Genomic DNA, 16,627 nt, shown 5'->3' with positions numbered 1-16,627 from the left:
TCGGTCGGGGAAGGTCCGACCGGGGTGGGTCCGGTCTTCGTCGCGGGCATCAGGAGATCCGCTCCTTGAGTTCCGTCAGCCACCGGTCGATGACGGGGGCCGTCGTGTCGACGTGCTGTTCGACGATCGTGAAGTGGGTGCCGGGGACGGTCGCCACGGTGTCGGCGCCTTCCCAGTCGGCCTGCCAGTCGGCTTCGGGCGCGTCCGGAGCGATCGCCGAGTCCTCGGCCTGCGCGAACAGGTCCCCGGCCCGGACGAACAGCACCGGCGCCTCGATCCGGTCCTGGCGGAACTGCGGCAGCAGCTCGACGTACCGGCCCATCGCGGAGAGTTCGGCGCTGCTGAACGAGCCGAGCGTGGCCGCCTTGTCGGGGACGGCGAACGCCATCTGGTCGAAGAGCGCGTCGTTGGTCCCGCCCATGTAGTACGTGTCGAGCAGGACGAGTCCGGCCGGCCGCACCCCGTGGGCGCGCTCCAGGCGGGCCACCGTGGCGTGGGCGAGCAGGCCGCCCGAGGAGAAGCCGAGCAGGGCGAACGGTGCACCGTCCGCGGCCCGCAGCACGGCTTCGGCCAGTACGTCGACCGCCGCCTCGAAGGACTCCGGCAGCGACTCCCCGCGCCCGAAGCCCGGGGTGGGGATACCCGACACCGGCATCGAGAGCCGGGCCGCGAGCCGCGCGTGCTGGTGCACACCGCCGGCCACGGTCGGCGTGCTGAGGCAGATCAGTCGGGGCGCCTTCGGCCCCCCGGCGGCCTGCTGGTGGCGGGCGCCGTACGACACCGCCGCGGGCAGCTCCGGGAGGTCCGCCGCCGAGGCGAAGGAAGGCCGCAGCGCGGCCACGGACCGCAGCATCGCCAGCCCGGGCTGGAGGTTGCCCGACATGATCGCGTCGAGGAACAGCCCGTACAGGGTGTCGTCGAGCGGGCTCTGCGACGGCGCCGCCGAAGCGGCGTCCCGGCCCTGTTCGCCCTGCGCCGCCGCCAGCCGGGCGGCGAGCAGCCGGGCCAGTTCGAGCGGGTTCTTGCTGTCGAAGACGACCATCGCCGGCAGGGACAGCCCGCAGGCCGCGTTCAGCCGGTTGCGGAGCTCGACCGCGGTCAGCGAATCGAACCCGGCCTCCAGGAAGCCCGCTTCGGCGTCGACCGCGCCCACGTCGGCGTGTCCGAGCACCTCGGCCGCGTGCGTGAGCACGGCGTCCAGCACGGCCCGCTCCCGTTCGGCGTCGCCGAGACCGCGCAGCCGCTCGCGCAGCGCCCCCGCGTCGGTGGCCGCGGCCGCCGCACCGGCCCGGCGCCGGGCGGTGGGTGCCAGGCCCCGCAGCAGGGCCGGTACCTCGTCGGTACGGGCCCGCAGGGCGCCCAGGTCGACCCGGAGCGGGACCAGCGCCGGGGCGTCGGCGGCGACCGCCGCGTCGAAGAGCCACAGCCCCTCCTCTTCGGAGAGCGCGGGGGTTCCCGTACGGCGCATGCGCTGGAGGTCCGCCTCGCCGAGCCACTGGCTGAGGCCGGTCTCGGTGTCCCACAGGCCGAACGCCATCGAGGTGGCGGCCATGCCGCGGGAGCGGCGGTGCTGGGCGAGCGCGTCGAGGAACACGTTGGCCGCCGCGTAGTTGCCCTGCCCGGCGGCCATGACGAGGCCGCCGGCGGAGGAGAACAGGGCGAACGCGGTGAGGTCGAGCCCTGCCGTCAGCTCGTGCAGGTGCCAGGCTGCGTCCGCCTTGGCACGCAGTACGTGGTCCACCTGCTCGGGGGTGAGTGCGCCGATCAGGCCGTTGTGCGCGACACCCGCGGCGTGTACGACGCCGCGCAGGGGGTGCTCGGGGCCGACGGAGCCGATCAGGGCGGCGACCGCCTCGCGGTCGGAGACGTCACAGGCGGCGATGTCCACCTCGGCCCCCAGCGCGACGAGTTCGTCGCGCAGGCCGGCCGCGTTGGGGGCGCCGAGGCCCCGCCGGCTGGTGAGCAGCAGGTGCCGCACGCCGTGCTCGGTGACGAGGTGCCGGGCGACGAGGGCGCCGAGACCTCCCGTACCACCGGTGATCAGGACCGTGCCGTCGGCGTCCCAGGGGCTCGCGCCGCCCGCGGCGGTGGAGCGGGTGAGGCGCGGGGCGAGCACCGTGCCCCGGCGGACGGCCAGTTCCGGCTCGTCGGTCGCGAGGGCCGCGGCCAGCGCCTTCGGGGACACCTCGGCGTCCTCCAGGTCCAGCAGGACGAATCTGCCGGGGTTCTCCGCCTGCGCGGCGCGGACCAGGCCCCAGACGGGTGCCTGCCGTACGTCGACGGGGTCGCCGTCCGAGACGGCCGACGCGGCCCGTGTGACGAGGACCAGCCTGGAGCGTGCGAACGCCGGCTCCGCCAGCCACCGCTGGACGGCGGCGAGTGCGGTGTCCACCGCGGTCCGCACCCCGGCGGTGACCTGCGCCTCCCCGCCTGCGGCCGGGCCGCCGGGCAGCACCGGCAGGAGTACGGTGTCCGGCACCTCCGCGCCCGGCGCGCCGAGCGCGTCGAGGCCCGCGACCACCGGGACCCCGGCGACCTCCAGACCCGGCCCGGCGATCGTCCACGGCCCGCGCGGCCCGGACCCGCCCCGCACCGGCACCCAGTCGACGGCGAGCAGCGCGTCCCGGAAGCCGCCGACAGCGGGCAACTGCCGAGCGGCGACCGGCCGCAGCAGCAGGGCGGCCACGGAGGCCACGGGCGCCCCCGCCGGGTCGGCGAGGTCCAGGCGCACCGCGTTGCGCTGCCCCTCGACGGGGGCGAGCCTGACCCGCACGGCGGTCGCGGACGCGGCGTGCAGGGTGACGCCCGCCCAGGAGAAGGGGAGCAGGGCCTGCCCGCCGTCCTCGTCGGCGCCGAGACCGCCGAAGCCGAGGGCGTGCATCGACGCGTCGAGCAACGCCGGGTGGAGCCCGAACCGCCCGGCGTCGGCGTGCGCCTGCTCGGGCAGCTCGATCTCCGCGTACAGGGCCTCGCCGAGCCGCCAGGCGGCCGTCAGGCCCTGGAAGACCGGACCGTAGCCGAAGCCGCGTTCCGCGAGCCGGTCGTACAGCTCGTCGGTGTCGAGTGCCTCGGCGCCGACGGGCGGCCAGACGGTGGGGCCGCCACCGTCGCCCGGCACGGTGCCTCCGGCATTCCCGGTGCTCGCCGGGGCGAGGAAACCGTCCGCGTGCCGGGTCCACGGCTCGTCGGGCCGGTTCTCGGGGCGCGAGTAGACCTGTACGGCCCGCCGGGCACTGTCGTCGGGCTCCCCGACGACGACCTGCACGGCGACACCCGCGCGTTCGGGGAGTACGAGCGGCGCCTGGAGGGTGAGTTCCTCAAGGTGGGCGCATCCGACGTGGTCACCGGCCTGGAGCGCGAGCTCCACGAAGCCGGTTCCGGGGAGGAGGACGCTGCCGTGGACGGCGTGGTCGGCCACCCACGGCTGCGCGTCCGGCGAGATGCGGGCGGTGAAGGTCACCGCTTCGGAGTCGGGGGAGGCCAGGACGGCGGCCAGCAGCGGGTGGTCCAGCGCCCCCTGGCCGACCGCGACGGCGTCGGTGGCGGGCTTGGCGGCGTCGACCCAGTAGCGGCTGCGCTGGAAGGGATAGGTGGGGAGGTCGACGCGCCGGGCGCCGGTGCCGGCGTAGAGGGCCTGCCAGTCGACGCGCACGCCGTCCACGTGCAGCTGCGCGAGCGCCGTGACCAGCGACTCGGACTCACCCCGGTCCTTGCGCAGAGCAGCCGCGCAGAGGGACCGGTCCGTGGTGAGGCTCTGCTGGGCGAGGCCGGTCAGGACCCCGCCGGGGCCGATCTCCAGGAAGCGGGTGACTCCCTGCTGCTCCAGGGTCCGTACGGCGTCGGAGAAGCGGACGGCCTCGCGGACCTGCCCGACCCAGTACTCGGGGGACTGCCAGTCCAGCGACGGCTCACCGGAGACGGTGGACACCGCGGGGATGCGCGGCTCGGCATAGGCCAACCGGGAAGCGACGGCACGGAACTCGTCCAGCATCGGATCCAGCAAAGCCGAGTGGAAAGCGTGCGAGACGGCCAGACGGCTGGTCTTGCGGCCGGCAGCCGTGAAGTGCTCACCGAGGGCCAGCACAGCAGCCTCGACACCGGAGACGACGACCGAGTCCGGCCCGTTGACCGCAGCAATACCCACACCGTCGGTCAGGAGCGGCAGCACCTCTTCCTCGGTGGCCTGCACGGCGAGCATCGCCCCACCCGCAGGCAACGCCTGCATCAAACGTCCCCGGCTCACGACGAGTTCGGCCGCGTCCGCCAGGGACAGCACCCCCGCCACATGGGCGGCGGCCAGCTCACCGATCGAATGCCCGGCGACGACATCGGGCTTCACGCCCCACGCCTCCACCAACCGGTAGAGAGAAACCTCCAGCGCGAACAGTGCGGGCTGCGTCAACGCGGTCGCATCGAGCGCGGCCGCGTGTTCACCCCACACCACCTCCCGCAACGACCGACCCAGATGCCGGTCGACTTCTCCGCACACGGCGTCGAAGGCCTCGGCGAACACCGGGAACGCGTCATACAGCTCACGACCCATCCCCAGCCGCTGCGCCCCCTGCCCCGTGAAGAGGAAGGCGGTCTTCCCGGTCCGGCGGGCCTGGTCCCGTACGACCACGGGTGCGTTGCGGTCCTGGGCCAGTGCGGTCAGACCGCGCAGCAGTTCCGCCCGCTCCGTGCCCACGATCACCGCCCGGTGGGCGAAGGTGGTGCGCGAGGTGGCCAGGGAGAGCCCGATGTCCGATGCGTCGGTGTCCGTTTCGGCGGAGACCCGCTCCAGCAGACGTTCCGCCTGCGCGGCCAGCGCCTGCGGGGACTTCGCCGACAACACCCATGGAGTGGCCGGGAGTTCGGTTCGGAGGGCGCTCTCGCCGGGTACCGCGGCGGCTTCCTCGACGATCACATGGGCGTTGGTGCCGCTGATGCCGAACGACGAGACTGCGGCCCGGCGGGGCCGGTCCCCGGCCTGCCACGGGCGCGCTTCCGTCAGCAGCTCCACCCGGCCCGCCGCCCAGTCCACCTGGTCGGACGGGGCGTCCACGTGCAGGGTCTTGGGCAGGAGGCCGTGCCGCATCGCCATGACCATCTTGATGATGCCGGCGACGCCCGCCGCAGCCTGCGTGTGCCCCATGTTGGACTTGATGGAGCCCAGCCACAGCGGTTTGTCCGCCGGCCGGTCCTGGCCGTAGGTCGCGAGCAGTGCCTGCGCCTCGATGGGGTCACCGAGGGTGGTTCCCGTGCCGTGCGCCTCGACCGCGTCGACCTCGGCCGCCGTCAGCCCGGCGTTCGCCAGCGCCTGGCGGATGACGCGTTGCTGCGAGGGCCCGTTGGGGGCGGTCAGGCCGTTGCTGGCACCGTCCTGGTTGAGCGCGGAGCCTCGGACGACCGCGACGACGGGGTGGCCGTTGCGACGCGCGTCGGAGAGCCGCTCCAGGAGCAGCACGCCCGCGCCCTCACCCCAGGCGACTCCGTCCGCCGAGGCCGCGAAGGACTTCGAGCGGCCGTCGGGGGCGAGCCCGCGCTGCCGGCTGAACTCGACGAACATGCCCGGGGTGCCCATGACGGCCACGCCGCCGGCGAGCGCGAGGGAGCACTCCCCCGAGCGCAGCGCCTGGGCGGCCATGTGCAGGGCGACGAGGGAGGACGAGCAGGCGGTGTCGACGGTGACCGAAGGCCCTTCGAGGCCGAGGGTGTACGAGGTACGGCCGGAGACGAGGCTGCCGCCGCTGCTGGCCGCGGCTTCCACCCCGAGCGCGTAGTCGTGGTACATCACACCGGCGAACACCCCGGTCGCTCCGCCCTTGAGGGTGGTGGGGTCGATCCCCGCGCGCTCGATGGCCTCCCAGGACACCTCCAGCAGCAGCCGCTGCTGCGGGTCCATCATCAGCGCCTCGTTGGGGCTGATCCCGAAGAAGACCGGGTCGAACTCCGCCGCGTCGTAGAGGAACCCGCCTTCCTTGGCGTACGTGCGGCCCGGCGTGCCGGGCTCCGGGTCGTAGACCTCCGGGTCCCAGCCCCGGTCGGCGGGGAACCCGCCGATGGCGTCGACACCGTCCGCGACGAGCTTCCACAGCTCCTCGGGAGTGGTCACACCGCCCGGGTAGCGGCAGCCCATTCCGACGATCACGATCGGGTCGTCCGCGTCCGCTCCCCCGACGGAGGACGGGGCACGGGCGGGCGCGGGCGCGGAGTGGGCGGAGCCGGCGGCCTCGGCGCCGATGTGGTCGGCGACCGCCCGCGCGCTGGGGTAGTCGAAGATCAGCGTGGCGGGCAGCCGCAGCCCGGTCACGGAGCCCAGCCGGTTGCGCAGCTCGACGGCTGCCAGGGAATCGAAGCCCAGCTCGCTGAACGCCCGCTCCGGCTCGATCGCGTCGGCCGAGGCGTGCCCGAGTACACCGGCGACCTGGGTCCGTACGAGGTCGAGCAGCGCGGCGCTGCGGTCGGCGGCGTCCAGCCCTGCGAGACGGGCGGCGAAGCCCTCGGCGCCGTCCGAGGACCGGGCGGACCGGCGTACGGGGACGCGGACGATGCCGCGCAGGAGGGCGGGCAGCTCGTCGGCCCGGCCGCGCAGGACGTTCGCGTCGATGCGCAGGGGAACAACGGCGGGGTATCCGGAGCGCAGGGAGAGGGTGAAGAGTGCGAGCCCGTCGTCCTGGGACAGGGCGGGCAGGCCCTGGGCCGCCATGCGCTGCTCGGCGAGGTCCAGCATGGTGGTCATACCGGTGTTGACGCCCCAGAGGCCGAAGGCCATCGAGGTGGCCGGCAAACCCTCAGCACGCCGATGAGCCGCAAGAACATCCAGGAAGACATTCGCAGCCGCGTAATTGCCCTGCCCCGCCGCCAGCACCAGACCACCGGCCGACGAGAACATCACGAACGCCGACAGACCCATACCCTTCGTCAACTCGTGCAAATGCCACGCCGCGTCCGCCTTCGGACCCAACACCGCATCCAACCGCGCCGCCGACAACGCACCCACCACACCGTTGTCCGCCACACCCGCCACATGCACCACACCCGACAACGGATGCGCCCCATCCACCCCCGCCAACACAGCAGCCAACGCACCACGATCAGACACATCACACGCCACTACCGAGACGCTCGCGCCCAACCCGGCCAGGTCACCCACCAGTTCGGCAACACCCGGCGCATCCGGACCACGACGCCCCAACAACAGCAGATGCCGCACCCCGTGCTCGACCACCAGATGCCGGGCCACCAAAGCACCCAGACCACCCGTACCACCCGTCACCAACACCGTGCCCGAGCCATCCCACACCGGCCCGACACCCTCCACAGCCGGCACACGAGCCAGACGAGGCACCAACACCCCACCACCCCGCACCGCCAACTCCGGCTCACCCAACGCCACCAACCCGGCGACATCCAACGAACCATCCGAATCGACCAGCACGAACCGACCAGGATTCTCCGCCTGCGCAGCCCTCACCAGACCCCACACCGGACCCTGCCGCACATCCACCGGCTCACCGTCGACAACAGCCACCCCACCACGCGTGACCACCACCAACGACGCACCCTCGAACCGCTCACCCACCAACCACTCCTGCACCACACCCAGGACACGGTTGGCCAGGGCGTGCACGGCGGCAGGGACGTCGTCCCCGTCCGTGACGGGGCACTCGAAGACGACCGGGCCGTCGACCGGGCCGTCCTCGGGCAGGTCCGCCCAGCGCATGCCCGGCCCGTGGGCGGTGGCGGGCGCCGCGTCCGGCAGCGGGTTCCAGGTGATGTGGAAGAGGGAATCCGCGCCGTCCGTACCCAGCTGTTCGGTGGAGACGGGCCGGCCGACGACCGCGCCCACCGTCGCGACGGGCGCGCCGGTGGTGTCGGTCACCTGGAGCGAGAGGCTCTCCGGGCTGGGCTGGGTGATCCGCACCCGTACGGCGGTGGCACCCGTCGCGTGAAGGGTGACGTTCTGCCACACGAAGGGCAGTACCGTTTCGTCGCCGCCGGTGCCGTTCACGAGGGCGGCGTGCATGGCAGCGTCCAGCAGGGCCGGGTGCAGCCCGAACTCCGCGGCCTCCGCGTGGGCCTGCTCGGGCAGGGCGACCTCGGCGAACAACGTGTCCCCGAGCCGCCAGGCCGCCGTCAGGCCCTGGAAGACCGGTCCGTAGCCGAAGCCGCGCTCGCGCAGGCCCTCGTAGGCGCCGTCCAGGGGCAGTACGTCGGCACCGGCCGGGGGCCAGGCGGCCAGGGAGAAGTCGGGCGCTGCGGCATCCGGGGCGAGGACACCGTCTGCGTGCAGGGTCCACGGCAGGTCCGGCCGCTCCTCGGCGCGCGAGTAGACGCTGACCGACCGCCGTCCGGTGGCGTCCGCCGCCCCGACGACCATCTGAACGGTCACGGCGCCGCGCTCGGGGAGGATGAGGGGAGCCTGGAGGGCGAGCTCTTCCAGCACCCCGCACCCGACCTGGTCCCCGGCGCGGACCGCGAGTTCCACGAAGCCCGTGCCGGGCAGCAGGATGGACCCGAGCACGTCGTGGTCGGCGATCCAGCCGTGCGAGCCCACCGACAGCCGACCGGTGAACGTGACCACGTCCGTGTCGGGGGACGGCAGGACCGCACCGAGCAGCGGGTGACCGGCATCGGTCAGCCCGGCGGTCGCCATGCTGCCGCCACCCGTCCCGATCCACGAGTTCGCGAGGTACTCCTCGGTGCCGACCCAGTACCGGGTGCGCTGGAAGGCGTACGTGGGCAGCTCCACGCGGCGCAGAGGGGCGTCGGCGGGGGAGAACGCACGCCAGTCGACGCGGACACCGACGGTGTGGAGCCGTCCCAGGGCCGAGAGGAGCGATTCGGGTTCGGGGCGGTTCTTGCGGAGGGCGGGTACGAGGACCGCCTGCTCGGACTCCACACCCTGCTGCGCGAGGCCGGTCAGGATGCCGTCCGGGCCGATCTCCAGGAAACGGGTCACTCCCTGCTGCTCCAGGGTCCGTACCGCGTCCGCGAAGCGGACGGCCTCGCGGACCTGACCGACCCAGTACTCAGGCGACTGCCAGTCCAGCGACAGCTCACCGGAGACGGTGGACACCGCCGGGATCTGCGGCGTAGAGAACGTCAACCGGGAAGCGACGGCACGGAACTCGTCCAGCATCGGATCCATGAGGGCCGAGTGGAAGGCGTGCGAGACGGCCAGACGGCTGGTCTTGCGACCTTCGGCCGTGAAGTGCTCACCGAGGGCCAGCACAGCAGCCTCGATACCCGAAACCACCACCGACTGCGGCCCGTTGATGGCCGCAATACCCACACCCTCGGTCAGAAGCGGCAGCACTTCCTCTTCCGTCGCCTGCACGGCGAGCATCGCCCCACCCGCAGGCAACGCCTGCATCAACCGGCCACGCGACACCACCAGCTCTGCCGCATCAGCCAGCGACAGCACCCCCGCCACATGGGCGGCGGCCAGCTCACCGATCGAATGCCCGGCAACCACACCAGGCGTGACACCCCACGCCTCCACCAACCGGAACAGCGCTACTTCCAGCGCGAACAGTGCGGGCTGCGTCAACGCGGTCGCATCGAGCGCGGCCGCGTCCTCACCCCACACCACCTCCCGCAACGACCGACCCAGATGCCGGTCAACCTCCCCGCACACGGCGTCGAAGGCCTCGGCGAACACCGGGAACGCCTCGTACAGCTCACGACCCATCCCCAGCCGCTGCGCCCCCTGCCCCGTGAACAGGAACGCCGTCCGCCCACCGGGCTGAGCCTGACCCGTCACCAGGGCCGGGTGCTCCTCCCCCGCCGCCAGGGCCGCAAGGGCACCCAGCCGGCCCGCCTCGTCGCCCGTCACCACCGCGCGGTGGTCCATCGTGCTGCGGGCCGTCGCGAGGGTGTATCCGATGTCCTCGGGCCGATGGACGTCGGCCACTGCGAGCAGGCGTTCCGCCTGGCCCGCCAAGGCAGCGGCGGACTTCGCCGACAGCACCCAGGGCTGAGGGGTCGTGTGTCCCGCCTCGGCCGTCGGCTGTGCTTCGTCGGTGACCTCCTCCACGATGACGTGGGCGTTCGTCCCGCTGATGCCGAACGAGGAGATGCCGGCGCGGCGCGGCCGGCCCTCGGCCTGCCACTCCCGCGCCTCGGTCAGGAGCTCCACGTCCCCCGCCGTCCAGTCGATCTGGTCCGACCGCTCCTGCGCGTGCAGGGTGGGCGGCAGCACGCCGTGCCGCATCGCCATGACCATCTTGATGATCCCCGCGACGCCCGCCGCAGCCTGCGTGTGCCCCATGTTCGACTTGACGGAGCCCAGCCACAGCGGCCGCCCCTCCGGCCGCCCCTGCCCGTACGTGGCCAGCAGCGCCTGCGCCTCGATCGGGTCACCGAGCACCGTGCCCGTTCCGTGGGCCTCGACGGCGTCGACCTCCGCCGTCGTCAGTCCGGCGTTCGCCAGTGCCTGGCGGATCACCCGCTGCTGCGCAGGGCCGTTCGGGGCGGTCAGCCCGTTGCTGGCACCGTCCTGGTTGAGCGCCGAGCCGCGGACGACGGCGAGTACCGGGTGTCCGTTGCGGCGCGCGTCGGAGAGCCGCTCCAGGAGGAGCATGCCGGCGCCCTCGCCCCAGCCCGTTCCGTTCGCGTCCGCGCCGAACGACTTGCAGCGGCCGTCGGGGGCGAGGCCGCGCTGACGGCTGAACTCGACGAAGACCTCCGGGGTCGCCATGACGGCGACACCGCCGGCCAGCGCCAGCGAGCACTCCCCGGACCGCAGGGCCTGGGCCGCCATGTGCAGGGCCACCAGGGACGACGAGCACGCCGTGTCGACGGTGACCGCCGGACCCTCCAGGCCGAACACGTACGAGACGCGCCCGGAGGCGATGGCGCCGGTGCTGTTGTTGGCGGCGTAGTCGTGGTACATCATCCCGGCGTAGCAGCCGGTCATGCTGCCCCGCAGGGTCTCCGGGTCGATCCCGGCGCGCTCGAAGACCTCCCAGGCCGTTTCCAGCAGCAGGAACTGCTGCGGGTCCATGAGGGCGGCCTCGTTGGGGCTGATGCCGAAGAACGCCGGGTCGAACTCGCCCGCCCGGTGCAGGAATCCGCCCTCGCGGGCGTAGCTGGTGTGCGGGCGCTCGGCGGTGGGGTCGTAGATGCGGTCGAGGTCCCAGCCGCGGTTGTCGGGGAAGCCGGAGACGGCGTCCACGCCGTCGGCCACCAGCCGCCACAGCGCCTCGGGGGTGTCCACCCCTCCGGGGTAGCGGCAGGCCATGGCGACGATCACGATGGGGTCGTCGTCCTCGCCGGCGGTCCGGACCGCGGTGGCCGCGGCGGGGCCGGACCGGCTGTCCGCGCCGTCGAGTTCGTCCAGCAGGTGACGGGCGAGGGCGCGCGGGTTCGGGTAGTCGAAGGCCAGGGTGGCGGGGAGGCGTACGTCCGTGGCGGCGCTGACGGCGTTGCGGAACTCGACGGCGGTCAGCGAGTCGAAGCCCAGTTCGCTGAACGCGCGGCTCTCGTCCACCGCGTGTGGTCCGGGGTAGCCGAGGGTGACCGCCACCTGGGTGCGCACCAGGTCCAGCAGGAGGGCGACGCGCGCTTCCCGGTCCAGCCCGGCCAGGCGCCCGCGCAGCGAGCCGGCGTCCTCGGGCGCCGTCACCGCGCCGCGGCGCGGTCGTATGCGGACCAGGCCCCGGAAGAGCGGGGGCAGTGCGTCGCCGGCGGCCGCGAGGGTCCGTACGTCGAGCCGGATCGGCAGGACGACCGGGATGTCGACGGTCAGGGCGCGGTCGAAGAGGTCCAGGCCGTACTCGGCGGTGAGGGCGCCGATGCCGGTGCGGCTCATCCGCTGGAGGTCGGCTTCGGTCAGGGTGCCGGACATGCCGCTCGCCCACAGCCCCCAGGCGAGGGACCGGGCGGGCAGGCCGTGGGCGCGGCGGTGGGTGGCGAGGCCGTCGAGCAGGGCGTTGGCGGCGCCGTAGTTGCCCTGGCCGGGGGCGCCGAGGACCCCGGTCGCGGAGGAGAACAGGACGAAGGCCGACAGCTCCAGGTCCCGGGTCAGCTCGTGCAGGTGCAGGGCCGCGTCCGCCTTGGCCCGCAGGACGGCTTCCAGGCTCTCCGGGGTCAGCGAGCCGATGAGGGTGTCGTCGAGCACTCCGGCGAGGTGGACCACGCCGGTGAGGGGTACGCCGGCCATGAGCGCGGCCAGGGCGTCCCGGTCGCCCGCGTCGCAGGCGGCGAGGGTTGCTTCGGCTCCGAGGGCCCGCAGTTCGGCGAGCTGTTCCTGCGCGCCGGGGGCGTCCGCGCCGCGCCGGGAGACCAGCAGCAGGTTCCGTACGCCGTGGGCTTCGACCAGCCGCCGGGCGACGAGACGGCCCAGCGCGCCGGTGGCGCCGGTCACCAGGACGGTGCCGTTGCCGAAGTCGGGCTGCACGCGCCGCTCGGGGTCGTCGGTGAGGCGGGTCAGGCGGGCTCCGTGCACGGTGGTGCCGCGCACGACGGTGTGGGGTTCGCCGGCGGCCACCGCGAGGGCCGGCTCCGCGTCGCGGCCGAGGTCGGTCAGGAGGAACCGGCCGGGGTGCTCCGCCTGCGCCGAGCGGACCAGGCCCCAGACGGCCGCTCCGGCCAGGTCGGTGACGTCCTCGCCGGGCAGGGCGACGGCTCCTCGGGTGGCGATCAGCAGGCGCGAGGCGGAGTACCGCTCGTCGGCGAGCCAGCTCTGCAGCGCAGCGAGCACCCGGCCGGTGGCGGCCCGTACCCCGTCCGTGTCGCAGGCGGGCGCGGAGTGCAGGACGACGGTCTCCGGTACGGGCACGTCGGCGGGCAGGGTGTCCCAGTCGGCCGGGGCCGCGTCGGCGGCGGGGACGACGGGCAGCTCGGCCCAGTCCAGGGCGAAGAGGGACTCGTGGGCGACGGTGCGGGCGGCGGCGAGCTGCCGGGCGGAGACCTCGCGCAGGACGAGGGAGTCCACCGAGAGGACGGGGCGGCCCGTCTCGTCGCCCACGGCCAGCGCGAGCCCGCCCGAGCCGTCCGGGGTGATGCGGACGCGCAGCCGGGTGGCCCCGGAGGCGTGCAGCCGTACGCCCGTCCAGACGAACGGCAGGACGGGGCCTTCGGCGCCCGCGAACAGGTCGGTGAAGACGGAGCCGTGGAGGGAGGCGTCGAGGAGGGCGGGATGCAGCCCGAACGCGGCGGCGTCGGCGCGGGCCCGTTCGGGCAGGGCGACTTCGGCGAAGACCTCCGTGCCGGCGCTCCAGGCGGCGGTCAGGCCGCGGAAGGCCGGGCCGTAGGGGAGCCCGGCCGCGGCGAGCGCCTCGTACACCCCGGCCGTGTCGATCGGGGCGGCGCCGGCCGGCGGCCAGGCCGCCAGGTCGAAGGCGTCGGTGGCGGCCTTGGCGGGGCCGGCCGCGGCTATTGCGGCGGTGACGGGTCCGGCCGCGAGGACGCCGGCCGCGTGCAGGGTCCACGGCTGGTCGGGCTGGTCGTCCCGCCGGGAGTGGACGCTGACGGGACGCCGTCCGGCGGCGTCCGCCGCACCGACCTCGACCTGGAGGGCGACGGCTCCGCGCTCGGGCAGCACGAGCGGGGACTGCAGCATGAGCTCTTCGAGCGAGTCGCAGCCGACCTGGTCACCGGCCCGGACGGCCAGTTCCACGAAACCGGTGCCGGGGAACACCACGGAGTCGCCCACGAGGTGGTCGGCGAGCCACGGCTGCGCCGAGACCGAGACGCGGCCGGTGAGGACCACCCCTCCGGAGTCGGCCAGGGACACGACGGCGCCGAGCAGCGGGTGTCCGGCGGCGGCCAGCCCGGCGGCGGAGAGGTCTCCGAGGGCGCCCGTGCCCTCGACCCAGTAGCGGGTGCGCTGGAAGGCGTACGTGGGAAGCCCGACGCGGCGCGCGCCGGTGCCGGCGTAGAACGCCGCCCAGTCGACGGGCGCGCCGCAGGTGTGGAGCCGGGCCACGGCGGCGATGAGGGCCTCGGGCTCGGGGCGGTTCTTGCGGAGGGCGGGGACGAGGACGGCCTGCTCGGAGTCCACGCTCTGCTGCGCGAGACCGGTGAGGACGCCGTCGGGGCCGATCTCCAGGTACCGGACGGCGCCTTGGCGTTCCAGCGCGCTCACCGCGTCGGCGAAGCGGACGGCTTCGCGGACCTGCCCGACCCAGTAGTCCGGGGACTGCCACTGCGCGCCGACCCGCTCACCGGTGACGGTGGAGACGGCCGCCACGATCGGTTCGGAGTAGTTCAACCGCGATGCCACGGCTCGGAATGCGTCCAGCATCGGGTCCATGAGCGCCGAGTGGAAGGCGTGCGAGACGGCGAGCCGGCTGGTCTTGCGGCCGATGGCGGTGAAGTGCTCGCCCACGGCCAGTACGGCGGCCTCGGCGCCGGAGACGACGACCGAGTCCGGTCCGTTGACCGCCGCGACGCCCGCACCGTCGGTCAGGAGCGGCAGCACCTCTTCTTCGGTGGCCTGCACGGCGAGCATCGCCCCGCCCGCGGGCAGCGCCTGCATCAACCGCCCGCGCGCCACGACGAGTTCGGCCGCATCGGCCAGCGACAGCACCCCCGCCACGTGCGCGGCGGCCAGCTCGCCGATCGAATGCCCGGCAACCACATCTGGCGTGATACCCCACGCCTCCACCAACCGGTACAGGGAGACTTCCAGCGCGAACAGTGCGGGCTGCGCCAGCGCGGTGGCGTTCAGCGCGTCCGCGTCCTCGCCCCACACCACCTCCCGCAACGACCGCCCCAGATGCCGGTCCACCTCCGCACACACCGCGTCGAAGGCCCCGGCGAACACCGGGAACACCTCGTACAGCTCACGGCCCATGCCCGGCCGCTGGGCGCCCTGGCCCGTGAACAGGAAAGCGGTCGCGCCCTTGGTGACCACGCCGGGCACGACGTTCGGGTGCGGCTGCCCCTGCGCCAGCGCCGCGAGGCCGGCAAGGGCGCCCTCGCGGTCGGCGGCGAGGACGACCGCGCGGTGGTCCAGGGCGGCGCGGGTCGTGGCGAGGGAGTAGCCGAGGTCCGCGGCGGAGTCCTGTTCCGGGAGGCCGGTGACGTGCGCGTGCACCCGGGCGGCCTGGGCGGCGAGCGCGTCGGCGTCGCGGCCGGACACCGGCCAGGGCAGGACGGCGGGCAGCGCCGCCGTGTCGGGCGCCGGGGCGTCGGCCGCTTCCGGGGACGCCTCGGACGGCGCCTCGACGGGAGCCTCTTCGAGGATGACGTGGGCGTTGGTTCCGCTGACGCCGAACGCGGAGACACCGGCGCGCCGGGGCCGGCCCTCGGCGCGCTCCCACGTACGGGGTTCGGCCAGCAGCCGGACCCGCCCCGCGGACCAGTCGACGTGGCTGGAGGGCTCGTCCACGTGCAGGGTCTGCGGCAGCACCCCGTTGCGCAGGGCCATGACCATCTTGATGACGCTGCCGACACCGGCCGCGGCCTGGGCGTGCCCGATGTTGGACTTGATGGAGCCCAGCCACAGCGGCCGGTCCTCGGGGCGGTCCTGGCCGTAGGTGGCGAGCAGCGCCTGTGCCTCGATGGGGTCGCCGAGGGTGGTGCCCGTACCGTGCCCCTCGACGACGTCGACCTGCGAGGCCGGCAGTTTCGCGTGGGCGAGCGCCTGGCGGATCACGCGTTGCTGCGCGCGTCCGTTGGGGGCGGTCAGGCCGTTGCTGGCGCCGTCCTGGTTGACCGCGCTGCCGCGGACGACGGCGAGGACCGGGTGGCCGTTGCGGCGGGCGTCGGAGAGCCGTTCGAGTACGAGCATGCCCGCGCCCTCGGACCAGCCGGTGCCGTCGGCCGCTTCGGCGAAGGCCTTGCAGCGGCCGTCGGGGGCGAGCCCGCGCTGGCGGCTGAACGCGATGAACGGCGACGGGGTGGACATGACCATGACGCCGCCGGCGAGGGCCAGCGAGCATTCGCGCTGCCGCAGCGCCTGCGCGGCGAGGTGCAGGGAGACGAGCGAGGAGGAGCAGGCGGTGTCGACGGTGACGGCCGGCCCTTCGAGACCCAGGGTGTAGGAGATGCGGCCGGAGATGACGGCGGCGGCGTTGGCGGTGGTCATGTACGCCTCGGCGACTTCGCCCGCCGCGCCGATCAGGTACTCGTAGTCCTGGATACCGGAGCCCGCGAACACCCCGACGGGCTTGCCGCGCAGGGAGACGGGGTCGATGCCGGCCCGCTCGATGGCCTCCCAGGACACCTCCAGCAGCAGCCGCTGCTGGGGGTCCATGGTCAGCGCCTCGTTGGGGCTGATGCCGAAGAACCCGGCGTCGAAGCCGGCGACGTCCTGGACGAAGCCGCCTTCGTTGACGTAGCTGCCGCCGGACCCGGAGGTGTCCGCTCCGTCCCCTTCCCCGCCGCGCAGGCCGTCGAGGTCCCAGCCGCGGTCGGTGGGGAAGGTGGTGATGGCGTCGCGGCCCTCGGCCACGAGCCGCCACAGGTCGTCCGGGGTGCTGATGCCTCCCGGGTAGCGGCAGCTCATCGCCACGATGGCGATGGGTTCGTGGTCCTGGTTCTCGACCTCCTGGAGCCGTCGGCGGGTCTGGTGCAGATCCGCCGTGACCCGCTTGAGGTAGTCGAGAAGCTTGGCGTCGTCATTGGACATTCTGGGTCCCACCGAGTCCTTGTTCATGCCGAGAGGTCGAGTCGATCCGGGGTCGGGTGCACC

1 protein-coding gene is annotated in these 16,627 nt (G+C 73.9%); it reads right to left on the bottom strand.

The window, feature by feature from the left end; all coding sequences use genetic code 11:
* Positions 1 to 49: 49 nt before the first annotated feature.
* The gene (locus OHA81_RS24995) at positions 50 to 16,591 is read right to left on the bottom strand and encodes a type I polyketide synthase (protein WP_443056659.1); all 16,542 of its coding nucleotides are present in this window, start codon (positions 16,589 to 16,591) and stop codon (positions 50 to 52) included.
* Positions 16,592 to 16,627: the final 36 nt, after the last annotated feature.

It is taken from the genome of Streptomyces sp. NBC_00667 (assembly GCF_036226825.1).
GTDB lineage: Bacteria > Actinomycetota > Actinomycetes > Streptomycetales > Streptomycetaceae > Streptomyces.
The sequence above is the reverse complement of the archived record's forward strand: the minus strand, read 5'-3'. Positions and strand labels throughout refer to the sequence as shown.